The organism is Bartonella sp. A1379B (genome assembly GCF_002022485.1).
Taxonomy (GTDB): Bacteria; Pseudomonadota; Alphaproteobacteria; order Rhizobiales; family Rhizobiaceae; genus Bartonella; species Bartonella rochalimae.
Genome location: NZ_CP019780.1, coordinates 432,765 through 457,397 on the forward strand (window position 1 = coordinate 432,765; position 24,633 = coordinate 457,397).

At 36.4% G+C, this 24,633-nt stretch carries 18 protein-coding genes and 1 pseudogene; 15 read left to right on the forward strand and 4 right to left on the reverse strand.

Translation table 11 applies throughout. The annotated features are described in order from the left end of the window. Nucleotides 1-114: 114 nt before the first annotated feature. The 11 genes from secE to BA1379B_RS01870 all read left to right on the forward strand — a co-directional run bounded on the left by secE (nt 115) and on the right by BA1379B_RS01870 (nt 16,764). Nucleotides 115-327 (forward strand): preprotein translocase subunit SecE, encoded by a 213-nt coding sequence (gene secE, locus BA1379B_RS01820; protein WP_035006022.1) that lies wholly within the window; start codon nt 115-117, stop codon nt 325-327. Between the two features lie 20 nt (nt 328-347). Beyond that, entirely contained in the window at nt 348-878 is a 531-nt protein-coding gene (gene nusG / locus BA1379B_RS01825) for a transcription termination/antitermination protein NusG (protein ID WP_035006021.1), read from the forward strand. 171 nt (nt 879-1,049) lie between these two features. Next, a complete protein-coding gene (gene rplK, locus BA1379B_RS01830) occupies nt 1,050-1,478 on the forward strand; it encodes a 50S ribosomal protein L11 (protein WP_035006020.1) in 429 nt (142 codons plus the stop codon). Between the two features lie 4 nt (nt 1,479-1,482). Next, complete coding sequence (rplA, locus tag BA1379B_RS01835; protein ID WP_078673683.1) at nt 1,483-2,187, forward strand: 50S ribosomal protein L1; 705 nt, start codon at nt 1,483-1,485, stop codon at nt 2,185-2,187. Between the two features lie 357 nt (nt 2,188-2,544). Continuing rightward, entirely contained in the window at nt 2,545-3,054 is a 510-nt protein-coding gene (gene rplJ, locus BA1379B_RS01840) for a 50S ribosomal protein L10 (protein ID WP_078674090.1), read from the forward strand. Nucleotides 3,055-3,167: 113 nt separating this feature from the next. Next, nucleotides 3,168-3,536: a 50S ribosomal protein L7/L12 gene (gene rplL, locus BA1379B_RS01845; RefSeq protein ID WP_035006015.1), complete on the forward strand. Its 369-nt coding sequence runs from the start codon at nt 3,168-3,170 to the stop codon at nt 3,534-3,536. Between the two features lie 282 nt (nt 3,537-3,818). Next, the gene (gene rpoB, locus BA1379B_RS01850; protein ID WP_035006013.1) at nt 3,819-7,967 is read left to right on the forward strand and encodes a DNA-directed RNA polymerase subunit beta; all 4,149 of its coding nucleotides are present in this window, start codon (nt 3,819-3,821) and stop codon (nt 7,965-7,967) included. Between the two features lie 172 nt (nt 7,968-8,139). Next, nucleotides 8,140-12,351 (forward strand): DNA-directed RNA polymerase subunit beta', encoded by a 4,212-nt coding sequence (gene rpoC / locus BA1379B_RS01855; RefSeq protein WP_035006011.1) that lies wholly within the window; start codon nt 8,140-8,142, stop codon nt 12,349-12,351. A 470-nt stretch (nt 12,352-12,821) separates the two neighbouring features. Then, a complete protein-coding gene (locus BA1379B_RS01860) occupies nt 12,822-13,208 on the forward strand; it encodes a MerR family transcriptional regulator (protein ID WP_035006010.1) in 387 nt (128 codons plus the stop codon). A 1,155-nt stretch (nt 13,209-14,363) separates the two neighbouring features. Beyond that, nucleotides 14,364-15,050: a nitroreductase gene (locus tag BA1379B_RS01865; protein WP_035006008.1), complete on the forward strand. Its 687-nt coding sequence runs from the start codon at nt 14,364-14,366 to the stop codon at nt 15,048-15,050. A gap of 316 nt (nt 15,051-15,366) precedes the next feature. Then, a complete protein-coding gene (locus tag BA1379B_RS01870; protein ID WP_035006007.1) occupies nt 15,367-16,764 on the forward strand; it encodes an L-serine ammonia-lyase in 1,398 nt (465 codons plus the stop codon). 364 nt (nt 16,765-17,128) lie between these two features. Here the strand turns inward: BA1379B_RS01870 and BA1379B_RS01875 are convergent, their stop codons facing one another. The 4 genes and pseudogenes from BA1379B_RS01875 to BA1379B_RS07145 all read right to left on the reverse strand — a co-directional run bounded on the left by BA1379B_RS01875 (nt 17,129) and on the right by BA1379B_RS07145 (nt 20,758). Then, nucleotides 17,129-17,404 carry a hypothetical protein gene (locus BA1379B_RS01875; protein ID WP_078673685.1) on the reverse strand — a complete coding sequence of 92 codons (276 nt, stop codon included), beginning with the start codon at nt 17,402-17,404 and terminating at the stop codon, nt 17,129-17,131. 31 nt (nt 17,405-17,435) lie between these two features. Next, nucleotides 17,436-18,785 carry a D-alanyl-D-alanine carboxypeptidase gene (locus BA1379B_RS01880; protein WP_078692326.1) on the reverse strand — a complete coding sequence of 450 codons (1,350 nt, stop codon included), beginning with the start codon at nt 18,783-18,785 and terminating at the stop codon, nt 17,436-17,438. Nucleotides 18,786-19,737: 952 nt separating this feature from the next. Beyond that, nucleotides 19,738-20,172, reverse strand: coding sequence for an HIT family protein (locus tag BA1379B_RS01885; RefSeq protein ID WP_078673687.1), 435 nt, complete (start codon nt 20,170-20,172; stop codon nt 19,738-19,740). A 160-nt stretch (nt 20,173-20,332) separates the two neighbouring features. Then, a pseudogene (locus BA1379B_RS07145) lies at nt 20,333-20,758 on the reverse strand (RidA family protein). Between the two features lie 135 nt (nt 20,759-20,893). Between BA1379B_RS07145 and BA1379B_RS01895 the strand changes: the two are divergent. The 4 genes from BA1379B_RS01895 (at nt 20,894) to pyrH (ending at nt 24,596) form a co-directional block, all read left to right on the forward strand. After that, nucleotides 20,894-21,730: an EipB family protein gene (locus BA1379B_RS01895; RefSeq protein ID WP_035005999.1), complete on the forward strand. Its 837-nt coding sequence runs from the start codon at nt 20,894-20,896 to the stop codon at nt 21,728-21,730. A 173-nt stretch (nt 21,731-21,903) separates the two neighbouring features. Next, the gene (gene rpsB / locus BA1379B_RS01900; RefSeq protein WP_035005998.1) at nt 21,904-22,704 is read left to right on the forward strand and encodes a 30S ribosomal protein S2; all 801 of its coding nucleotides are present in this window, start codon (nt 21,904-21,906) and stop codon (nt 22,702-22,704) included. A 103-nt stretch (nt 22,705-22,807) separates the two neighbouring features. Then, a complete protein-coding gene (gene tsf, locus BA1379B_RS01905; RefSeq protein ID WP_078692327.1) occupies nt 22,808-23,731 on the forward strand; it encodes a translation elongation factor Ts in 924 nt (307 codons plus the stop codon). A gap of 145 nt (nt 23,732-23,876) precedes the next feature. Next, nucleotides 23,877-24,596: a UMP kinase gene (pyrH, locus tag BA1379B_RS01910; protein ID WP_035005994.1), complete on the forward strand. Its 720-nt coding sequence runs from the start codon at nt 23,877-23,879 to the stop codon at nt 24,594-24,596. Nucleotides 24,597-24,633 lie beyond the last annotated feature (37 nt).

Consider the following 24,633-nt stretch of genomic DNA (forward strand, 5'->3'; position numbering starts at 1 on the left):
TGTATTGAGTAAAAGATGATGGGATTGCGTAAGGATTGTTGTAACTTTTCGCATTTTTGTCATGTTTTTTATTGTATAGTTTGCAATAAGATTAGAAAGAATGTAGTGTGATTAATGGTATCTAAAATCAATCCTATTACCTTTTTAAAACAAGTTCGCGCAGAAACAGCTAAAGTAAAATGGCCTTCGCGTCGTGAAACAGTGATTTCTACTGTTATGGTGTTAGTGGTAACTGCATTGGCTTCAGTTTTCTTTTTTGTTGTGGATCAGACGGTAAATTTTGGTGTATGGCAGGGTATTGATCTTCTAAAGTATCTTTTTAGTTGATAGTGCAAGGAAATGTGACTGTGGCTGCTCGTTGGTATATTGTTCAAGCATATTCAAACTTTGAAAAAAAGGTAGCGGAAGCTATTGATAAAGAAGCAAAGCAAAAAGGGCTTGATCATTTATTTAAAAAAATTTTTGTTCCGACTGAGCGTGTTGTTGAAATTCGTCGTGGTCGTAAGGTCGATTCTGAGCGTAAATTCTTTCCTGGTTATATTCTTGTTTGTGCTGAGTTGACAGATGAGGTTTATCATCTTATTAAGAATACTCCTAAAGTGACAGGATTTTTAGGCTCAGATGCGCGTCCTGTTCCTATTTCTGATCGCGAAGCTGAGCAAATTCTTAAACAGGTTAAGGAAGGGGTTGAGTCTCCAAAATCTTCTATGTCATTTGAAGTAGGTGAGCAGGTTCGAGTAGCAGATGGGCCTTTTGTTTCTTTTAATGGTATCGTTCAAGAGGTTGAAGAAGAGCGCTCTCGCCTTAAGGTTGAAGTGTTAATTTTTGGGCGTCCTACGCCTGTTGATTTAGAGTTTGATCAGGTTGAAAAGCTTTGATTGGGCTTAAAGTGATTTTTTTGATCACTTTAAAAATATAGAGAAATGTATCAAGATAGAAGGTGATTTATGGCTTTTGCCAGCTTAATGATCCAGACTATCAAACTGCAGTGGTTTTTTGGCATAATTTAAGTAGCCAATTTACCAGTATAAATTTAGAGGCAGGGTATTATGGCAAAAAAAAGTGTAGGTCAGTTGAAATTACAGATTCCTGCAGGGGCGGCTACTCCATCACCTCCGATTGGTCCTGCTCTTGGGCAGCGTGGTATTAACATCATGGAGTTTTGTAAGGCTTTTAATGCAGCTACGCAGGAAATGGAAAAAGGTGCGCCGATTCCAGTAGTTGTTACTTACTATCAAGATAAGTCTTTTACGTTTTCATTGAAGACGCCTCCGGTATCTTTTTTTTTGAAAAAGGCAGCAAATTTAAAAAGTGGTTCTAAAGAGCCAGGTAAAGTGTTTGTGGGGACGATTTCTCGTGATAAGATTCATTCGATTGCGGAGGCAAAGATGAAAGATCTTAACGCAAATGATATTGAAGCAGCAATGCGCATGGTTGAAGGTTCTGCTCGCTCTATGGGCTTAGAGGTGTTAGGCTAATATTATGGTAAAGATAGCAAAGAGAATACATAAAATTCGTGAAGGTGTTGATTTTAATAAGCTTTACGCTTTAACAGATGCTATTTCAATGGTCAAAGAACGCGCTGTTGCTAAATTTGATGAAACAATCGAGATTTCGATGAATTTGGGTGTTGATCCTCGTCATGCAGATCAGATGGTTCGGGGTGTTGCTCATTTGCCTAATGAAACAGGTCGAAATGTTCGTGTTGCTGTTTTTGCGCGTGGCGTTAAAGCCGAAGAGGCTAAAGCTGCTGGTGCAGATATTGTGGGGGCTGAAGATTTATTTGAAACTGTTAATAGTGGAACAATTAATTTTGATAGGTGTATTGCAACACCAGATATGATGCCTCTTGTTGGTCGTCTTGGTAAAATTCTTGGTCCACGGAGTTTGATGCCGAATCCAAAAGTTGGTACTGTAACAATTGATGTTGCTAGTGCTGTTAAGGCTTCTAAAGGTGGTGCTGTTGAATTTCGTGTTGAAAAATCTGGTATTGTGCATGCTGGCATCGGTAAGGCTTCTCTGGGAATTGAGAAAATAGTGGAAAATATTAGAGCTTTTGTTAGTGCCGTTAATAAAGCTAAGCCGCAAGGTGCAAAGGGAGAATATATTAAGCGAGTTGCAGTTTCTTCAACTATGGGTGTTGGAATAAAGGTTGATCCTGCAACAGTTCGTTCAGAGACAATATGAAAAACTTGTGGTTTTATTGTGTATCTGATGGCTGAGATTATTTTAGTTATCAGTTTTAGTTGGCATTCAGTTATCTGAGCTTTATTAAGCTCAGGTCATACCGGGAGAAATTCCGGAATGTCCTGTCCGAGATTGTAGGTGATACCTTGTTTAGGTGTCTTAATTAGAAAAGGCCTGCATGAGATTGGGGTAAGAACTTTGAAGTTAATAAACTTAAAAGGTTTGAGCCAAGATTGCCTTTGATCGTTTATGCGTGAAGAAGGGGGCAGGATCCTCATCGTTAGCATAGAAGAATTTCATGCTATCAAAGGTAACCAACAGATTTGTTTTAATAGATCTGTTAAATGGAGAAAGACAGTGAATAAAGCGGAAAAAGGAAAATTTGTTGCATGGCTTAACAAGACTTTTCAAGAGTCAGGTTCTGTTGTTGTTGCACATTATTCTGGTTTGACTGTTTCGCAAATGAACGATCTTCGTTCAAAAATGAGTGAAGCAGGTGGTGCTATTAAAGTCGCCAAAAACCGTCTTGCTAAAATCGCTCTTCAGGGTACAAAATCTGAAGAAATGATGGATCTGTTCACTGGGCAAACACTTATTGCTTATTCAGAAGATCCAATTACAGCATCGAAAGTTGCTGTTGATTTCGCAAAGGCTAATGATAAATTTGTTATCCTTGGTGGCTCAATGGGTGAAACAAGTTTAAGTGTTGATGCTATAAAATCTTTGGCTTCATTGCCTTCATTGAACGAATTGCGGGCAAAAATTTTGGGTATGGTTTCTACTCCTGCAACCCGTATTGTTCAGGTTATTAATGCGCCTGCTGGTCAGGTTGCGCGTGTTATTGGTGCATATGCTCGAGGAGGATGAAGCAGCTATGCTGTTTTTTGTAATCTAAGCTTACAGAAATTCTTGATAGTTTTCTGTTTTTTTGGATAATTTCTAAACAATAATTCAAATCTTTTAAGTGAAGGAATTTTAAAATGGCTGATCTAGCAAAGATCGTAGAAGATCTTTCTAACCTTACTGTTTTGGAGGCTGCAGAGCTTTCAAAATTACTTGAAGAAAAATGGGGTGTTTCTGCTGCTGCTCCTGTGGCGGTTGCTGCTGTTGGTGCTGCTGCTCCAGCTGCCGAAGAGAAAACAGAATTTGATGTTATTCTTACAGATGGTGGTGCTCAAAAGATTAATGTTATTAAAGAAGTTCGGGCTCTTACGGGGCTTGGACTTAAAGAAGCAAAAGACTTAGTTGAGGGAGCGCCTAAGCCTATTAAAGAAGGTGCTTCTAAGGAAGAAGCAGAAAAAATTAAGGCCCAACTTGAAGCTGCTGGTGCTAAGGTTGAGCTTAAGTAAGTTTATTTTATTGGTAAATATTGATGTGTGCCAATTTCCCTGAGAAAAGGGGCTTGATTGAGATAATCCTTTTCCTTACAGTTTAGTAGCTGTAAGGGAATGGGCTGTTGTAAACGGCCTAATGGTAAAGTCAAATTAAGTAGATATATTGGTTGTTTAGATATATAAAAATTAGAGATACTTAAAAGGGTATCAAATGAGCTGGTCTGTATGTATGCAGACTGATGACATAAAGCTATCAAGGTTTAGTCTACCTTGAGCAGTAAAGATCGAGGAGCAACAATGGCTCAGACTTTAGCGATGATGTCCCAATTTAATGGCCGTAGACGTGTGCGTAAATTTTTTGGTAAGATTCCTGAAGTAGCAGAAATGCCGAATCTTATTGAAGTTCAGAAAGCTTCATATGATCAATTTCTTATGATTGAGGAACCGGAAGGCGGGCGTTTAGATGAAGGTTTGCAGGCTGTTTTTAAATCGGTGTTTCCTATTTCGGATTTTTCCGGAACAGCTATGCTTGAATTTGTTCGTTACGAATTTGATCCACCTAAATTTGATGTAGAAGAATGTCATCAACGTGATTTGACATATGCAGCGCCATTAAAGGTGATATTGCGTTTAATTGTCTTTGATGTTGATGAAGATACTGGTTCAAAAGATATTAAAGACATTAAAGAGCAAGGTGTCTATATGGGGGACATGCCTTTAATGACTGATAATGGTACGTTTGTAATTAATGGTACAGAGCGTGTTATTGTTTCGCAGATGCACCGCTCTCCAGGTGTCTTTTTTGATCATGATAAAGGAAAAACTCATTCATCAGGTAAATTTCTTTTTGCAGCTCGTGTGATTCCTTATCGTGGTTCGTGGCTTGATATTGAGTTTGATGCTAAAGATATTGTCTATGTTCGTATTGATCGGCGGCGAAAGATTCCAGTGACAAGTCTTTTAATGGCACTGGGTATGGATGCATCAGATATTTTGTCGACATTTTATAATAAAGTTTCTTATGAACGTACTAAGAATGGGTGGCGTACTCCTTATTCAGTTGATCGTTTTAGGGGCATGAAACTGGTTTCTGATCTTGTTGATGCAGATAGTGGTGAGGTTGTAGCAGAAGCTGGTAAAAAACTAACAGTTCGCGCTGCAAAGCTTTTAGAAGAAAAAGGTTTAAAAGCGATTGAAGTTAGTGAAGATGATTTGTTGGGATCCTATCTTGCAGAAGATATCGTAAATTATCAAACAGGTGAGATTTATCTTGAAGCTGGAGATGAAATTGATGAAAAAACATTAAAGATTTTGTCTGATGTTGGTGCTGATCAGATTAATATTCTTGATATTGATCATATGAATGTTGGTGCATACATTCGTAATACCTTAAAAGTGGATAAAAATGAAAGCCGGCAGGATGCTTTATTTGATATTTATCGAGTAATGCGTCCAGGTGAACCGCCAACAATTAATACAGCAGAGGCTATGTTTCATTCATTGTTTTTTGATCCAGAGCGTTATGATCTTTCAGCTGTTGGGCGAGTTAAGATGAATTTGCGTATGGGGCTTGATTGTCCAGATACAGTTCGCATTTTGCGCCAAGAAGATATTCTTGCTGTTGTTAAAATGTTAGTTGAATTGCGTGATGGTCGTGGTGAGATTGATGATATTGATAATCTTGGCAATCGTCGTGTTCGGTCGGTTGGAGAATTGATGGAAAATCAATATCGGATTGGTTTACTTCGTATGGAACGTGCAATCAAAGAACGTATGTCGTTGGTTGAAATTGATACTATTATGCCACAGGATTTGATTAACGCAAAGCCAGCAGCAGCTGCAGTTCGCGAGTTTTTTGGGTCCTCACAATTATCGCAATTTATGGATCAAACCAATCCATTGTCAGAAATTACCCATAAGCGTCGTCTTTCTGCTCTTGGTCCAGGTGGTTTAACCCGTGAGCGGGCAGGTTTTGAAGTGCGCGATGTGCATCCTACGCATTATGGTCGTATTTGTCCGATTGAAACACCGGAAGGACCGAATATTGGTCTGATTAATTCTTTAGCAACATTTGCTCGGGTTAATAAGTATGGCTTCATTGAAAGTCCATACCGAAAGATTATTGATGGTAAGGTAACGAAAGAAGTTATTTATCTTTCTGCTATGGAAGAATCAAAACATTATGTGGCTCAGGCAAACTCTTCATTGGATGCAGAAGGACGTTTTACGGAAGAATTTGTTGTCTGTCGTCATGCTGGTGAAGTTTTAATGGCGCCGCGTGATCATATAGATTTGATGGATGTTTCGCCAAAACAGTTAGTTTCTGTAGCTGCTGCCCTTATTCCATTTTTAGAAAATGATGATGCAAATCGTGCGCTGATGGGATCTAATATGCAACGTCAAGCAGTTCCACTTTTGCGTGCAGAGGCACCTCTTGTTGGTACAGGTATGGAAGCAATAGTTGCTTGTGATTCGGGTGCTGCTATTGGTGCAAAACGTGGTGGTATTGTTGATCAAGTTGATGCAATGCGTATTGTTATTCGTGCAACAGAGGATTTAGATCCTTCAAAGTCTGGTGTTGATATCTATCGTTTGCAGAAATTTCAGCGTTCCAATCAGTCTACCTGTATTAATCAGCGTCCTCTCGTACACGTAGGAGATCGGATAGAAAAGGGTGATATTATTGCTGATGGTTCATCTACAGATCTTGGTGATTTAGCTCTTGGGAGAAATGTTCTTGTGGCATTTATGCCTTGGAATGGTTATAATTATGAGGATTCTATTTTACTTTCTGAGCGCATTGTTGCTGATGATGTATTTACTTCGATTCATATTGAAGAGTTTGAGGTTGCTGCACGTGATACAAAGCTTGGGCCAGAAGAAATTACCCGCGATATTCCTAATGTTGCAGAAGAGGCATTAAGAAATCTTGATGAAGCAGGTATTGTTTATATTGGTGCTGAAGTTCATCCAGGTGATATTTTAGTTGGTAAAATTACACCAAAAGGTGAAAGTCCAATGACGCCGGAAGAAAAGCTTTTACGTGCGATTTTTGGTGAAAAAGCTTCGGATGTTCGTGATACTTCTATGCGAATGCCTCCTGGAACTTTTGGTACTGTTGTAGAAGTTCGTGTTTTTAACCGCCATGGCGTAGAAAAAGATGAGCGCGCAATGGCAATTGAACGTGAAGAAATTGAGCGTTTGGCTAAAGATCGTGATGATGAGCAATCAATTTTGGATCGGAGTGTTTATGCACGTCTTGCGGATATATTAACGGGTAAAGTTGCGATAGAAGGTCCAAAAGGTTTTTCCAAAGGAAAGACTCTTGATAGTACAGTGATGGAACAGTATCCACGATATCAGTGGTGGCAGTTTGCTGTTGAGGATGAGAAACTTCAGAATGAAATTGAAGCTTTGCATAAGCAGTATGATGAATCAAAAAAAGCACTGCAACGTCGTTTTATGGATAAGGTTGAAAAAGTTCAAAGAGGCGATGAAATGCCTCCTGGTGTTATGAAGATTGTGAAGGTTTTTGTTGCAGTGAAGCGCAAAATTCAACCAGGAGATAAAATGGCAGGACGTCACGGTAATAAAGGTGTTGTGTCACGTATTCTTCCAGTAGAAGATATGCCATTTCTTGAGGATGGAACGCATGCCGATATTGTTTTGAATCCTTTGGGTGTGCCAAGTCGTATGAATGTTGGCCAAATTCTTGAAACACACCTTGGTTGGGCGTGTGCGGGTATGGGTAAAAAAATTGGTGATTTAATAAAGCTTTATCAGGAAACCGGAGATATATTGCCTTTGCGTCAACGTATTGAAAATCTCATTCCTGATGATGATCGTAATGAGCCGGTTCGCCACTATGATAATGAAAGTCTTATTAAGTTAGCACTTCAGATGAAGCAAGGCGTTTCGATTGCAACACCTGTTTTTGATGGAGCCCATGAAGCTGATATTAATATGATGTTGGAAGATGCAGGCTTAGATAGTTCAGGACAAGTTACGCTTTATGATGGTCGTACTGGAGAGCCTTTTGATCGTCCAGTGACTGTAGGATATATCTATATGCTTAAATTGCATCACCTTGTTGATGATAAGATACATGCGCGTTCAATTGGACCTTATTCACTTGTTACACAGCAGCCGTTAGGAGGTAAGGCTCAATTTGGTGGTCAACGTTTTGGTGAGATGGAGGTTTGGGCACTTGAAGCTTATGGTGCTGCGTATACTTTGCAGGAGATGTTGACGGTTAAATCAGATGATGTGGCCGGTCGAACGAAAGTTTATGAAGCTGTTGTTCGTGGTGATGATACATTTGAAGCAGGTATTCCTGAAAGCTTTAATGTATTAGTTAAGGAAATGCGTTCTCTTGGTCTTAATGTAGAGCTTGATGATGCACGTGAACTTATTGCACAACGAGTAATATCTGATTCAGAAGGTTAATTTTGAGGAAGCATATTTTAAAATAGTATGCTCTGATTTTTTTATAAAGTTATAATAGAGAAATTTCTATTAGATGGCGGAACATTTTAAAAGTGAAAACAAGTCTCAAATAAAGCTTTAACAAAGAGAAAAGCTATTGTGGCTAGTTTTAGAATCTTTGAAGGAGAACAGCATGAACCACGAGGTCATGAATCTTTTCAATCCTCAGGCACCAGTGCAGACATTTGACTCTATTCGTATTTCTATTGCGAGTCCTGAGAAGATTCTGTCTTGGTCATATGGTGAAATTAAAAAACCAGAGACTATCAACTACCGGACATTTAAGCCAGAGCGTGATGGTCTTTTTTGTGCTCGTATATTTGGCCCTATTAAAGATTATGAATGTTTATGTGGTAAATATAAACGTATGAAATATAAGGGTATTATCTGTGAGAAATGTGGTGTAGAAGTCACTCTTTCACGGGTGCGTCGTGAGCGTATGGGTCATATTGAGCTTGCAGCTCCCGTAGTTCATATTTGGTTTCTTAAGTCATTACCTGGTCGTATTTCTACTCTTTTAGATTTGACTTTAAAAGATATCGAAAGAGTTCTTTATTTTGAGAATTATATTGTTACAGAACCAGGATTGACATCTCTTAAGTTACATCAGCTTTTATCAGAAGAAGAATATATGCTTGCTGTTGATGAATTTGGAGAGGATCAATTTTCAGCTATGATTGGTGCAGAGGCTATTTATGAGCTTCTTGCGGGAATGGAATTGGATAAAATTGCTAATGATTTGCGTATGGAGTTAGCGGAAACAACTTCAGAATTAAAACAGGCAAAACTGATTAAACGGCTTAAGATCGTTGAGAATTTTCTTGAATCTGGTAATAAACCAGAGTGGATGATTATGAAAACTATTCCAGTCATTCCACCAGATTTGCGTCCATTGGTTCCATTAGATGGTGGTCGTTTTGCTACCTCAGATTTGAATGATCTTTATCGACGTGTTATTAACCGGAACAACCGCTTAAAGCGATTAATTGAGTTGCGTGCTCCTGGAATTATTATCCGCAATGAAAAGCGTATGGTGCAAGAAGCCGTTGACGCGTTATTTGATAATGGTCGTCGCGGGCGTGTGATTACTGGCGCAAATAAGCGTCCATTAAAATCCCTTTCAGATATGCTAAAAGGTAAGCAAGGACGTTTCCGTCAGAATCTACTTGGGAAGCGTGTTGATTATTCAGGTCGCTCTGTTATCGTAACAGGTCCTGAATTGAAATTACATCAATGTGGTCTTCCGAAAAAAATGGCTCTTGAGTTATTTAAGCCTTTTATTTATGCGCGACTTGATGCAAAGGGATATTCATCTACTGTAAAGCAGGCCAAGAAGCTTGTTGAAAAGGAACATCCAGAAGTTTGGGATATCTTAGATGAGGTTATTCGTGAACATCCTGTGTTGCTGAATCGTGCGCCGACACTTCACCGCTTAGGAATTCAGGCTTTTGAACCTATCTTGATTGAAGGGAAAGCTATACAACTTCATCCGTTAGTGTGTACAGCATTTAACGCAGATTTTGACGGTGATCAGATGGCTGTTCACGTCCCTCTCTCTCTTGAAGCGCAGCTTGAAGCTCGTGTTTTGATGATGTCAACCAATAATATTCTTCATCCAGCTAATGGTGCACCGATTATTGTTCCATCACAGGATATGGTTCTTGGTCTTTACTACCTTTCAATTGTTTCTGAAAAAGAACCAGGTGAAGGGATGGCTTTTGCAGATATGGGTGAATTGCATCATGCTCTAGAAAATAAAATTGTAACTTTGCATACAAAAATTAAAGGCCGTTTTAAGGATCTTAATAAGGATGGTGAAGTTGTTTCGAAACTCTATGATACAACACCTGGTCGTTTAATTATTGGTGAACTTTTACCAAAAAATCCGAATATTTCGTTTGATATTGTTAATCAAGAAATGACTAAAAAGAATATTTCTAAAATGATTGACCAAGTTTATAGACATTGTGGGCAAAAAGAAACTGTGATTTTCTGTGATCGTATCATGCAGCTTGGCTTTTCTCATGCTTGTCGTGCTGGAATTTCATTTGGTAAAGATGATATGGTTATTCCTGATAGTAAGTCTCATTTAGTAGCAGAAACGGAAGCTCTTGCTAAGGAATATGAGCAGCAATATAGTGATGGTTTAATTACCCAAAGTGAGAAATATAACAAAATCGTTGATGCTTGGGGTAAATGTACCGATCGTGTTGCCGATGAGATGATGAAGCGTATTCAAGCAATTGAATTTGATCCTAAGACAGGTCGTAAACGGCAAATGAATTCAATTTATATGATGTCACATTCCGGTGCGCGTGGTTCTGCTAATCAGATGAGGCAGTTGGCTGGGATGCGCGGGTTAATGGCAAAACCGTCGGGTGAAATTATTGAAACACCAATTATTTCTAATTTTAAAGAAGGTTTGACTGTTAATGAATACTTTAATTCAACGCACGGTGCACGTAAAGGGCTTGCTGATACTGCTTTAAAAACTGCTAACTCTGGTTATTTAACGCGGCGTCTTGTTGATGTTGCGCAAGATGCTATTATTTCAACGGTTGATTGTGGTACTATGAAAGGCCTTACTATGCAGCCAATCGTTGATTCAGGACAAATTGTTGCTTCTCTTGGTCAGAGAATTCTTGGTCGTACGGCACTTCTTGATATTTTGCATCCAGTTTCTGGTGAGGTTATTCTTGAAGGTGGTGCAATGATTGAAGAATCTGATGTTGCTAAGATTGAAGAGGCAGGGATTCAGTCTGTTCAAATACGTTCTGCTTTGACCTGTGAAACGCGTCTTGGTGTTTGTGCTAAGTGCTATGGTCGTGATTTAGCACGTGGAACATTGGTTAATCAGGGGGAAGCAGTTGGTGTTATTGCAGCTCAATCAATTGGTGAGCCAGGAACTCAACTTACGATGCGTACTTTCCACTTAGGTGGAACAGCACAGGTTGTTGATTCATCTTATTTTGAGGCGTCTTATGAGGGTACAATAGAAATTCGTAACCGCAACGTGGTTAGGAATTCTGAAGGCCATTTGGTGGTTATGGGGCGCAATATGGCTATTATTATTAAGGATGAGGCTGGTAAAGAACGTGTTGTACATCGTATTAGTTATGGAGCACGTATTTTTGTTGATGATGGTGATGTTGTAAAATGCGGTCAACGTATAGCAGAGTGGGATCCTTATACACGGCCAGTTCTGACTGAAGTCGATGGTTATATAGGTTTTGAAGATATGGTTGATGGTTTATCAGTTACTGAAACAGCTGATGAATCTACAGGTATTACTAAGCGTTTGGTGATTGATTGGCGTGCTAACCCACGTGGTGCTGAGCTAAAACCAGCGATTATCATCTATACAGATAAGAAAAGCGAAACTATTGCTAAATTGTATAAAGGTGGCGAGGCCCGTTATATGATGTCGGTAGAGACAATTCTTTCTGTTGAGCCTGGTTCTTATGTTAAGGCAGGCGATGTTATTGCACGTTTGCCAATGGAAAGCGCTAAAACTAAGGATATTACCGGTGGTTTGCCACGTGTAGCTGAGCTTTTTGAAGCACGTCGTCCAAAGGATCATGCTATTATTGCTGAAATTAGTGGTACAGTTCGATTTGGTCGTGGTTATAAAAATAAACGCCGTATTATTATTGAACCACATGATGAATCCCTTGAACCAATAGAATATTTAATTCCAAAGGGTAAATTATTTCATTTGCAAGAGGGTGATCAGATTGAGAAAGGTGATTATATCCTTGATGGTAATCCAGCGCCTCACGATATTTTGGCAATTAAAGGTGTTGAAGCTTTGGCGTCTTATCTTGTTAATGAGATTCAGGAAGTTTACCGTTTACAGGGTGTTTTGATTAATGATAAGCACATTGAAGTGATTGTTCGCCAGATGTTGCAAAAAGTTGAAATTACTGAAGCTGGTGATTCTGGTTATATTGCAGGTGATCATGTTGATCGTATTGAGTTAGACGAAATCAATGATAATCTAATTGCGGAAGGTAAAAAACCTGCAGTAGGTAATCCTATACTTCTTGGAATTACAAAAGCATCTCTTCAGACACCCTCTTTTATTTCAGCAGCGTCATTTCAGGAAACAACGCGTGTGCTTACTGAAGCGGCAGTTTCTGGAAAAATTGATACTCTGCAAGGGCTTAAAGAAAATGTTATTGTTGGTCGGCTTATACCTGCAGGTACAGGTGGTGCGATTGCCCAAATTCGTCGTATTGCTACTGTTCGTGATGATTTGATTATGAATGAGCGCCGAAAATCCAGTGATGACGAAACCACGAAAGCTATGTTAACAAATATGACAACTAGTACTGTTGCAGAATGATTAATAATGCTAAGAAAGATGTAAAGCGCCTGAAATAAAATTAGGCATTTTTATTAGGCTTTAAAATTCAGAATAGCATTTCTGATAAATGTATTTTTATAAAAGTTTTATAAGGTGATCTTAGATTTAAGAAATTTTAATGTAAATTAAAATTTTTAATTATAATATTTAGTATTTTGATTGTTCTACTATAAGTTTGCGATATTTAGGTAATTAGGAAGAGAAATTTATTTTTGTATATTGAAAATTGAAAGATCTATAAAATAAATGGTAGTTGTTTGTTACCTTTCAAGGGATAAGATAAAGAAGTTAGATTATTTGATAAAAAAGGTATTCTTTTTAGAAAGTTTTCTTCAGTTTATATTTTTTATCTTTCAAAAGAAAACAATAAGAAAATTCTAACTAAGATTTGATAAAAAGCCTATACGTTTTGGATAACAATGTAGTTGATTTATTGAACAGATATTAGAATGCAAGGATATTATTCAATTGATGATTTAACTCAAGAGTTTTCAATAACTGCTCGGACTTTGCGTTATTATGAAGAAGAAGGATTACTTACGCCTTTTCGGCGTGGGCGTAAGCGGTTGTATACGCAAATGGACCGTTGTAAATTGAAGCAAATATTACAGGCTAGGAGGGTTAATTTTTCCTTATCTGAGATATCCAATATATTCGCAATAGATAGAAAACCACCTGATAATGAAAAAAAACTTAAAGAATTAATTGAAACTATCAATAAAAAACGTGCTGATTTGCGGCAGATGCAGAGCGATATTACTGATTTATTAAATGATTTAGAATGTATCGAAGAGACTTTTTTTGAGAGTTTAGCTGAATTAGGAGTTAATCGTTAACTTTAAGTTTTATAAGTTTGACTAAAAACTTAGTAAAATTCTATCTCAAAATTAAGGTGTCTTTTAGTGATATTTATACTAATATAAAAAGAAATTACGTGTAACACTAAAATACTAAATATCAAAACTTGGATTGAGAAACACTAAACTCAAAATTGATTTGAGTAATTTTAGCTGTTGCAGTAGCCGGAATTGGGGCAGACGGTTATCCTCTTTTTTTGATCTAGGAATAAGAGCAAACTTAGTGTGAACAATTTTTATGTCTTTTCAAGAATAAGTAATACATATTGATATAGTGCATGAAACACTTAAATTATTGATTACAGTATCAAAAATTAATTTGTTGTATAAACACGGAAATTATATCATAGAATTACTATTTGTTCTATGTATTATAATATTTTTGTAAGGAAATAAAAACTTACAAGAGAAGTTGTAGAGATTATAGCAGTCAAATAACAATTTTAAATGCAGTTATCATACTTTATGATAGGATTTTTTCGCAAAATAATGTAAACAATAAGCGTTCAAGAGATACCACCGTATTTCTGTTTATGTTTGGTACGATGTATTTTGTCTTGTTCTTTATTTAATATTCTATGTGTTTATAAATTTTTACATAATCATATTTTTTGCAATTAATGGTTCCCGTTGTTAAATAAAATAAGATTTTCAGAAATACATATAGTTGATTTTATTGATAATTTTAATGAGTTCTTCTTAATACCATAATAAGAGCAGATTATGCGGTTTAATGTTGTAATAATAAAGGTTATTTTATGCTTTATTGAATATTTATGTGCATTATGATACTCGCGCTATTTTTTCCTTATTGTTTTTGTTAAAGCTTGGTGAGTTTTTATATTTTATAAAGATTAGGCAATTGAAATATGCATTAAAGTATAGTTTCTGCAAATGATTTTAAAAATATAGAATCTATTGATTTTATCCCATTTTTATATAATTCATTGGTGAGAGAAAGCCATAGTAAGCAGAAAAAAAGAGATAAGATTAGCAGATAAAGCATGTAACCAACAAATTTGCCTTATCCAGTGTACTAGAGATCCTAAATTAGGAAGTATAAGAGTTTTTTATTTTTTTCATTAAAGAAGAGCGGCATTTAAATTATCTTTCATATAAGAGAAAGTAAGTACAATGAAGGGTTCTATTGTTGATGTTTTTCAATCTGTTTTATCACGAAAATCAATTCGAGCTTTCACTGATCAACCTGTTAAGCGAGAAGTAATTGAGCAAATATTAAGATTTGCAGCACGGGCTCCATCTGGAACAAATCTTCAACCCTGGAAAGTGATTGTTTTGACAGGGGAAGCGTTGCAGAAAGTTGGAGAGGAGCTTTCACAATTGGTATTATCGGGTATAAAAGGGGAGCGTGAATATCAATATTATCCACGTCAATGGCGTGAGCCTTATCTTTCTCGACGTAGAAAAGTTGGTTTAGATCTTTATAAAAGTCTTGGAATTCAAAAAGGTGAGCAAGAAAAAATGTTACGCCAACAAGCACGGAATTTTTCATTTTTTGGTGCACCTGTTGGATTTTTATTCACAATGGACCAAGATATGGAGATTGGGAGTTGGCTTGATTTAGGTATGTTTATGCAAACCATTATGTTAGTTGCGCGTGGCTTTGGATTAGATACGTGTCCCCAAGCTGCATTTGCTGATTATCATAAGCAATTATGTGCACTTTTGTCAGTACCTTCCGAAGAGCGTATTATTTGTGGTATGGCTCTTGGTTATCGTGATGCAAATGCTCCAGAAAATAATTTTGAGACTGAGCGCGAACCGATCAGAAACTTTGTGCGTTTTATTCAGTCATGTTAGGAGTTATTTTTATTTGTTTGAGTATAAAATGAAGAATTACACAAAATGTTTTATGAAACTTTTCATTTTACATTTTATTTTAATATTGCGTCTTAATACTTATTTTACTATATTTCATATAGTGAGATGGGGGTGTTTTAGGTTATTGTTTACTCCTTAAGGGTTAGATATGGAAAATGCTATAGAAAAGGATTGCTGGATGGTAGCAAGACGTGCTACGTTCATGTTTGTAGCTATTATTTTTTTTATTTACTTTACAATTTAATTTTAATGAAAAACGTGTACTCAAGATCCGCGTTTGATTTTGAGGTGGGCGGTGTTTTTATCTGTTTTTGAAATTTTTAAGATTGGCATTGGTCCTTCTAGTTCTCATACAATGGGTCCAATGCTAGCTGCTAATATGTTTTTGCAGGAGATTATTGCAAGGAATCTTTCTCAGCCATCGCGTCTTAAGATTTCTCATATTCGAGTTTATCTTCATGGTTCATTAGCTTTTACAGGAATAGGTCACGCTACCGATAGAGCTGTTGTATTAGGGCTTTTAGGGGAAAAAGCATCTACTGTTGATCCTGATTGTATAGGGTTGCTTTTTGAACAAGTGAAACGTGAAAAAAAAGTATGGCCAGAAGGTCATCCTGTTTATCGCTTTGATTTAGAAAGTGATCTCATTTTTGAAAGAAAAAGGATTTTGCCTGGACATGCTAATGGTCTCGCATTTGAAGGGCTTAATGCTGAGGGAAGTGTTCTTTTACGACAGATTTATTATTCTATTGGTGGTGGTTTTGTTGTAACTGAGGATGAATTAAATCGTGCAGATTATAACACAAAAGTAAAAACATCACAGGTGCCATATCCCTTTGATTCGGCTGATAAAATGTTATCAATGGCTAAAGCTTCGGGTTTTTCAATTGCTGAAATGAAACGTATAAATGAAGAAACCAAAATGGACCGTGCTGCTTTGAATACTGCACTTGATGAGATTTTTTCTGCTATGATAAATTGTATTGATAGGGGGCTTTTACAAGAAGGTGAGTTACCAGGTGGATTATGTATCCCAAGACGAGCTAAAAGACTTCATGATAAGCTGTTGGAGGATCAGAAAAAAAATTGCAATAAACCACTTTTAGCAAATGATTGGCTTTCTGTATATGCTATGGCAGTAAATGAAGAGAATGCTGCGGGTGGTCGTATTGTTACGGCTCCGACAAATGGTGCAGCTGGTGTTGTATCTGCTGTTTTGCGCTATTATACTCAATTTCATGATGGTGCAGATAAAGAGGGAATTCATAATTTTTTATTAACAGCAGCAGCTATAGGTGGTATTATTAAACATAATGCTTCTATCTCTGGTGCTGAAGTCGGCTGTCAGGGTGAAGTTGGAGCAGCGTCTGCTATGGCAGCAGCAGGGTTGACAGCTGCATTGGGTGGAACGCCAGCGCAGATTGAAAACGCAGCTGAGATTGCTCTTGAGCATCATTTAGGTATGACGTGTGATCCAGTTTCTGGTCTTGTTCAGGTTCCTTGTATTGAACGTAATGCGATGGGTGCTGTTAAAGCTGTAACAGCCTCTTCTCTTGCTTTGCACGGTAATGGAAACCATTTTGTTTCTCTTGATACTTGTATTGAAACAATGCGTCAGACAGGGCATGATATGAGTGAACGTTATAAAGAAACAAGCAAAGGTGGTCTTGCGTTGAATGTTTTATCTTGTTAAATCATTTAGTGTGTAAGAAAGTCATCAACCTAGTAAAGAAATTCAATAATATCAGTAATGTATGCTTTCTTACTTAAGCAGTAATGCACTATTAAGAAAGTTTTTAAGTTATTGAGTAGAAATACTGAATATTTTTGTTAATTTCTATAGGATTTTCTTTTCTGATAATGAAAAATACAATTGAGTTTTTTAGGTCTTAATAGACTAAGGAAATATAATATTTTTCTATTCTCAGCTTTTATTGTAAGGATAATATTATTTTAAAACTGACAGTAAAAAATGTCAGGCTCATTATAATCTTTATAGATTTTAAGATAAGAATTATTCAAATTTATAAAATATTTTTCTGAAATTTAATTGTAAACTATTTATTTGTTGCTCCTAGGCGGAGTTTAATAGGTACATTGCCAGTTTTACTTGCGACACGTAAGTGGATATGTACAGAAGGCATGGCTAAACGACGATTTCGAGTTGTTTGGCAAATGAGAAGGCTGACAAGAGAATGAGTATTCAATGTAGTTGAGTTATGTTTTAAATTAGCTAGTTTTGTTGCAGCTTCGTGAAGTGATCGTAATGAAAGAAGAGATGGTTGTTTGAAAAGCTTTTCTTTTTCAGATGGGTTAGTAGCATTATGTGTCATAGCACTATCCTTAACATGGAATTCAAAATTTTTAATAAGCTACAGTATAGCAGTTAAAATTTGCTTTCTTTAAAGCCATACAAGTATTCAGTGCAGCTTTTTTTGATGGAAAGCCAATAAATCGAGCGCGATAATAATGATGTCCATCTTTTTGAAAAGGTTGCATCTGCGGAGATGCATATCGTAAGGTAGAATGAGCAACATTTGTTGCTTTTGAAAGCATGATCTTAGCTTGCTTTTCACTAGGAAGAGAGCCAATTTGGATAGCCCATCCACTATTTTTAGATAAAGAAGCAGAAATAACTGTATTCATTTTAACAGTCTCAGTTTTGTGAGGATTAGGAATTGGTATAATAACCTGGTTTACGGCAGCTACAGCTGTATTAGAATCGTTAGGCTGTTCTGCAAGTGCTGTTAAAAGGCTAGAAATTTCATCATCAGAATTAATTAAATTGTTTTTTGTAAGAGGTATAGGTGTAGCAGCTCCAGTAGGTAATTTATAGCGAGCAGTAGCCACCAAATGTTCATTACTCTCTACACGGCTTGCTTTTGGCAAATACTGCTTTAATAAATTAGCCATGTGAATGTTACGTGTATTAGATGATTTTCCTCCCATAACGACAGCAACAACAGAACGTCCATTGATACGCATTGATGTTGCTAAATTAGAGCCTGACATTTGTGTATAGCCTGTTTTGATTCCGTCAACACCTTTTATTGTTTTGATTAATGTATTATGGTTATTAATTGTCTGTCCACGAAATGTAAAATGTGTTGTTTTAAATAGCTTGTATTGTTCCGGAAAATGTCTACGTAAGGCTAACGCTAAGGTGGCCATGTCTTGCGCTGTAGAATAATTACGTGTATCTGGGAGGCCTGAAGCATTGGCAAAATGAGTATTTTTCATACCAAGTGTGCGCGCTTTTATTGTCATCATTTGAGCAAATTTTTGTTCACTTCCACCAAGATATTCGCCAATAGCGGTAGCTACATCATTTGCTGATTTTGTAATAAGAGCTTTAGTAGCGGCTTCTATAGAAATTGTTTGTCCTGCCTTAATACCAATTTTTGTTGGTGGGCGTGTTGCTGCATAATTAGAAATAGGAATGGGTGTATTTGGTGTTACGCGACCGTTTTTTATAGCTTCAAAGATCATGTATACTGTCATCATTTTTGTTAAAGAAGCAGGATAACGCTTTAAAGTTGCATTGGCTTGAAATAATGTCTTTCCTGTATTTGCATCTATAACAATAGCTGCATATTTATCAGGATAAGCTTCTTTAGGAGTGGCTATTGCCCAAGAGCAAAAAATAACTAAAACAGTGAGAGCGATTCCTACTTTTTTATAGCAATGCACAATTTCTGACCAGTTGATATACACTTAATAACATCCTATTTATGCTAAAAATTTTTTATTAATATTTACATTTTTAGTTGATTTTATATAATTTAAACGAATGATATTACTAATTTATTTATAAACATCATTTTATGAATTTTTATACCCAATTTAATCTAATTATAAAAAATATCGCCGTCAGAGAGGGCTTTTATTCTATGTGTAATCACATTACAATAATTGTAATTTAAATTTATAATGAAATTATCTAAATAAAAAGATTATAATAATGAAAAAGGCAAAAATTGGGGAATAAAAAAATTGTCGCTATTATACATTATATTATTCAAAATTTTAAAGGTTTAAATTAATTATATTTAAGGATCTTTTTATAAAGATCATTGACCAAAATTTTTAAACAGTTATCATTATTAAATGATGTTGAGAAGATTCATCTAAAATTATTTAATATTTTATTGTCGATGGTACATTATAGTCAATTAACAGAATAGAATAGTAAGAAAATTTGATTATTGTATATTTTAATTATGCTATTAGTGCTTAACTCAAATATAGCACAATCAGGTCGTTGAAGTTGTTGAAATGTATCGCAACGATGCTAATATATAAGCAACTAATTAGTTATCTATATCGAAATTTCATAATTAGTCCGATACTATTGTTTTATTTGAAATTTATCTCAATTAATCATCAGTTAGACTGTGCAAAAATCTACTTTTTAGCTTAAGGCACAGTTGATGGATCGAGACGCCAATTTTAAAATAACTAATTTTATAATAACTGGTGAAATTTTATTTGGTAAACTATGAAATAATAGTACAATCAGTATAATTATCTTCAAATTGGATGGAGGAGAAGGGGAGCTGTTGCTAAAATTTCACCTTCTAGTATGTTTACTTGTCTCAAAGTGGGAAAAGTTGATAGTATTTCATTTGTTTCTGTCAAAGAGACAGATCAGAGGAACTTTTGCAATCTAAGGGTGCATTAAAAGGGCTGCTCGGATTTTTTTTGCATTTTCTTCAAGTATTTCTGTAGGTGTTATTACATTAGTATGGGCATTGAGCTCTACTCCTTCCATACGCGGTATAATATGGAAATGAAGATGGTAAACTGTTTGTTTGCTAGCTGCTTCATTAAATTGCATAACGGTTACTCCATCTGCTTCAAAGGCTTTTTTTACTGCTTTGGTGATTTTTTGAACAGCTTTAATAACTGGAAATAATATTTCAGGATCTGCATCCAATAGATTTCTACAGCTTTTTCGAGGAATGACTAGCGTATGACCTTCCGCTTGAGGCATGATATCCATAAATGCAATAATATCTTTATTTTCATAGACTCTAATAGATGGAATTTCATTACGAATTAATCGAGCAAAAATATTATTATTATCATAAATTTGTTGCATGAAGCATTTCCTTTGATAGCGTCCTTAATCCAGAAAGAGTGTTAGTTACAATGGTTTAGATCTTAAAGCAAAAGAAGAAATGTGAAAACTTGGTAGAATATGAATGAATTTTTTGTTTTTATCTAAGATATTAGATTTCTATAAAGAAGGGCTTCTATTTCTACTCGATCATAGGAAGAACAGCAACCCCAATAGCAGAGCAAGCATGTTTTCCAGGCTCATCACCAAGGAGGTTTACAAGTAGATCAGAAGCTCCATTAGCAACGAGAGAAATATTGGTAAAGTTGGAATCTGCTGCAACAAAGACGCTGATTTTAAGTACTTTTTTATTTTATTTAAATTACCAAGGGCTGTTTTTATTTGTGCAGGGAATAGCTTACACTTGTGCTGAGTTTTGGGCTTGTTTATTGTTGACAGTTGCAGCAATTTTCCCAATTTCTACTGGTTTTCATTAGTAAGAGGTAACTGACTAGAGATAAAAAGCTGATTACCATTTTGTAATACTATTACAGTTTGTAACAGGTTGTAATACTTCAAGAATAATAGTGTTGAATTTTTCTAAATGATTTTCAATTGATTCGGTCATATTTTAGTCTCATGATTATTATATAATAACCTGCTGCATAGTTTTGATTTAATGAAAATGCTGTCGTTAATTAAGGTAGAAGCTTTTCTTGTTTTTGATTATTTGATGGGTATGAGATAAGTCTGGAAGTTAAGAATGCTTAAGTTGTTGTTTATAATAGGTTTTTATATTATTTATTTATGTTCTGTAAGAGCTGAAGAAGCTATTTTTTTAGCTCCTCATCGAGTAGTTTATGATTTTCAGATGGATAATGCTTCTTGGGATCCGGTCGTTATAGGAATGTCTGGGCGCATGGTTCATGAGATCAAGGGGTCTGCATGTCAGGGATATACAACACATACTAGCCTTGGTGTTCGCGTTTATACGGAAGGTATGCCTGTTCGTTTAATGAGTCAGGAGGTAAAAACTTATACAACAGGTGATGGTCACAGATTCCACTTTGACATAAAAAAGGTAATGGAAAAAAATGTGGGAAAGAGTACCGAAGGAATTGCTGAGCTTACTAAAAATGGAACTTTAGTTAAATTAAAGAAACCAGAAGAAAATGTGTATAGGCTTGAGAAAGCTGATTTTCCAATTACAAGCCTGAAAAATATTATTCGACACGCAAAGGCTGGTCATCGTTTTTATAATACAACTTTGTTTGATGGAGATAATGGTGGCGATAGAGTGATAAAAGAAAGTGTTGTTATTGGAGAAAAGAAAAAGTCAGTATCTGATTCTGAGATAAAGGAATTGAAAAAATTAGATGAGAGTGGCTATTGGCATGTTATAGTTTCTCATTTTGATGATACAAAAAACAAGGATGGTTTACCGATTTATCGTCAGAGTTTTCATTTATATGAAAATGGTGTAGTGCGTCACTTGCTTATAGATTATGGGGATTTCTCAATACGTTTAAAATTGAAGAGTCTTCAATTTCTCGATGAGAAAAATGATCTGCATAACTGCAAACTTAATAACATTAAATGATGTGCAGAAAATAACTTGAAAAAAAATCAAATGTTATTATGGTAGCATTATCTCACACGCGGATTTTTGGGTGTTTACGGAGTGATTCTAGTGCAGAGTGATTCTGGAAAATGTCCACCGGTAGTAGGCTTGCTTACTTTTTCCGCGGAGGTCAAACCGGAAAGGATAAAATTATGGCATTACCAGATTTTACTATGCGCCAGCTTTTAGAGGCGGGTGTGCATTTTGGTCACCAGACGCATCGCTGGAATCCAAAGATGGCTCCCTATATTTATGGTCAGCGTAATAATATTCATATTATTGATCTTTCTCAGACTGTTCCACTTTTACATCAAGCGCTTAAGGTTGTTTCAGATACAGTTGCACGTGGAGGGCGTGTTTTATTTGTTGGCACTAAACGGCAGGCATCTGATATTATTTCTGATGCAGCAAATCGCTCTGCACAATACTATGTTAATGCACGTTGGCTGGGTGGTATGCTAACAAATTGGAAAACAATTTCTAATTCGATCCATCGTTTACGAAAGTTGGATAAAACTCTTTCTTCTGGGGTGCAGGGCTTTACTAAAAAAGAGCGTTTAAATCTTGAACGTGATCGTGAAAAACTTAATCGTGCGCTTGGTGGTATTAAAGATATGGGATCTGTTCCAGATCTTATGTTTATCATTGATACGAATAAAGAGAATATTGCTATCCAAGAAGCGAAGCGTTTAGGTATTCCAGTTGTTGCTGTTATTGATACTAACTGTGATCCTGATAATATTGATTATCCAATTCCGGGTAATGATGATGCTTCGCGTGCAGTTACTTTCTATTGTGATCTTATTGCGCGTGCTGCTCTTGACGGTATTGCTCGTCAGCAAAGTACGATGGGAGTTGATTTAGGAGCTCAAGTTGATGCGCCTATGGAGCCTGTGTTAGATGTGCCTGTGGAGCCTGTTTTAGAAGATTCGGCTACTGTTACTGAAGAATAATTTAAAAACTTCTGTTAAAGCACTTTTTTTATAGAAAAGGTTTTGAGTGTGCGTTGGATTTCTCTGTACGCGCTTTCATTATTATCAAATTAAAGAGGAAAATATGAGTATTACCGCTGCACAAGTGAAAGAACTTCGAGAATTATCAGGTGCTGGTATGATGGACTGTAAAGCAGCTTTAGCAGAAAGCAATGGTGATATGGAGGCTGCAGTTGATTGGCTTCGTAAAAAAGGAATAGCCAAAGCAGACAAAAAGGCTAGCCGTACAGCAGCTGAGGGGTTGATTGGCGTTTTATCAAAAGGTTTAAGTGCTGTTTTGGTTGAAGTTAATTCTGAAACAGATTTTGTTGCTCGTAACGATGCATTTCAGGAAATAGTGCGCAATGTAGCAATTGCTGCTTTAGATACGAAAGGAGATGCTGAGTCTGTTTCTGTATCTGTTTATCCAGGTTCTAAAGAGACTGTAGAGACAGTTATTAAAGATGCAATTGGTACAATTGGCGAGAATATGACATTTCGTCGTTCAGCTAAATTATCTGTTACTGATGGTGTTGTTGCTTCCTATATGCATAATGCTGTTGCTGATAGTCTTGGTAAGCTTGGTGTTTTAGTTGCTGTTGAGACTTCTGGGAATAAAGAAGCTGCTGCTGCTTTTGGTCGTCAAGTTGCTATGCATATTGCTGCAACTAACCCATTAGCATTAACAGCGCAAGATATTGATGCTAGTGCTATTGAACGGGAAAAGTCGATTTTTTCAGATCAAGCACGTCAATCTGGAAAGCCTGAAAATATCATTGAAAAGATGGTGGAAGGGCGCATGCGCAAGTTTTATGAAGAAGTGGTTTTGCTTTCTCAAGCTTTTGTTATGAATCCCGATATTACTGTTGAAACTGCTTTGAAAAATGCAGAGCAATCCATTGGCGCACCAGCTAAAATCACAGGCTTTATCCGTTTTGCTTTAGGCGAGGGTATAGAGAAAGAAGAGTCTGATTTTGCTGCAGAAGTTGCAGCTGTAGTTAAGAGCTAGTTATTTTCCGAATTATTTGTTAGAAACATCAAATTATAGCACAATAAATATTAAAAATTGTAATTATTTCAGGGGTATTACGTGACAAGATGGTGCCCTTAGTGTATCGAAGACAAAAAGTACAAATGCTTTTTGGGAGATTATAATGACATTAGCTCTTCGATATAAACGTGTCTTGTTGAAAGTGTCTGGTGAAGCACTTATGGGAGGACAAAGTTTTGGCATTGATGTTTCAGTTGTAGATCGTATTGCTACTGATATTGCTGAAGTCCGAGCAATGGGCGTAGAGGTTGCTATTGTTATAGGTGGAGGTAATATTTTTCGTGGCGTTGCTGTTGCTTCACGTGGTGTGGATCGTGTAACTGGCGATCATATGGGAATGCTTGCAACTGCTATTAATTCTTTGGCATTATGGACATCATTGACGAAATTAAAGATTGAATCAGTTGTTTTATCGGCAATTGCTATGCCGCAAATTTGCGAAAGTTTTTCGCAGCGCAAAGCAATAAGCTATATGAATCAAGGAAAAGTTGTTATTTTTGCTGGTGGTACAGGTAATCCATTTTTTACCACTGATTCTGCAGCTACTTTACGTGCAGCAGAAATAGGTGCAGATGTGTTGTTGAAAGGAACACAAGTGGACGGTATTTATTCTGCAGACCCTAAAATAGATCCCATGGCTAAGCGTTTTGATAAATTAACGCATATTGAGATTTTACAAGGGGGGTTATCTGTTATGGATACAACAGCTGTGACTTTAGCACGTGAGAATAATTTACCTATTATTGTATATTCTATTCATGAAAAGGGTGGCTTGGCTAAGGTGTTGAATGGAGAGGGACAGTTTACGATAGTATCAGAATGAAAGTGATTTTCAGGATACAATGAAGGGAAGCATAAAT

Excerpts from the sequence above, each read along its gene's own strand:
- rpoC (WP_035006011.1), top strand. The coding sequence starts at position 8,140 with ATGAACCACGAGGTCATGAATCTTTTCAATCCTCAGGCACCAGTGCAG.
- rplA (WP_078673683.1), top strand. The coding sequence starts at position 1,483 with ATGGTAAAGATAGCAAAGAGAATACATAAAATTCGTGAAGGTGTTGAT.
- rplK (WP_035006020.1), top strand. The coding sequence starts at position 1,050 with ATGGCAAAAAAAAGTGTAGGTCAGTTGAAATTACAGATTCCTGCAGGG.
- BA1379B_RS01885 (WP_078673687.1), bottom strand. The coding sequence starts at position 20,172 with ATGCAACAAATTTATGATAATAATAATATTTTTGCTCGATTAATTCGT.
- BA1379B_RS01865 (WP_035006008.1), top strand. The coding sequence starts at position 14,364 with ATGAAGGGTTCTATTGTTGATGTTTTTCAATCTGTTTTATCACGAAAA.
- rplL (WP_035006015.1), top strand. The coding sequence starts at position 3,168 with ATGGCTGATCTAGCAAAGATCGTAGAAGATCTTTCTAACCTTACTGTT.
- pyrH (WP_035005994.1), top strand. The coding sequence starts at position 23,877 with ATGACATTAGCTCTTCGATATAAACGTGTCTTGTTGAAAGTGTCTGGT.
- BA1379B_RS01860 (WP_035006010.1), top strand. The coding sequence starts at position 12,822 with ATGCAAGGATATTATTCAATTGATGATTTAACTCAAGAGTTTTCAATA.
- secE (WP_035006022.1), top strand. The coding sequence starts at position 115 with ATGGTATCTAAAATCAATCCTATTACCTTTTTAAAACAAGTTCGCGCA.
- rpoB (WP_035006013.1), top strand. The coding sequence starts at position 3,819 with ATGGCTCAGACTTTAGCGATGATGTCCCAATTTAATGGCCGTAGACGT.
- rpsB (WP_035005998.1), top strand. The coding sequence starts at position 21,904 with ATGGCATTACCAGATTTTACTATGCGCCAGCTTTTAGAGGCGGGTGTG.
- tsf (WP_078692327.1), top strand. The coding sequence starts at position 22,808 with ATGAGTATTACCGCTGCACAAGTGAAAGAACTTCGAGAATTATCAGGT.
- BA1379B_RS01895 (WP_035005999.1), top strand. The coding sequence starts at position 20,894 with ATGCTTAAGTTGTTGTTTATAATAGGTTTTTATATTATTTATTTATGT.
- BA1379B_RS01875 (WP_078673685.1), bottom strand. The coding sequence starts at position 17,404 with ATGACACATAATGCTACTAACCCATCTGAAAAAGAAAAGCTTTTCAAA.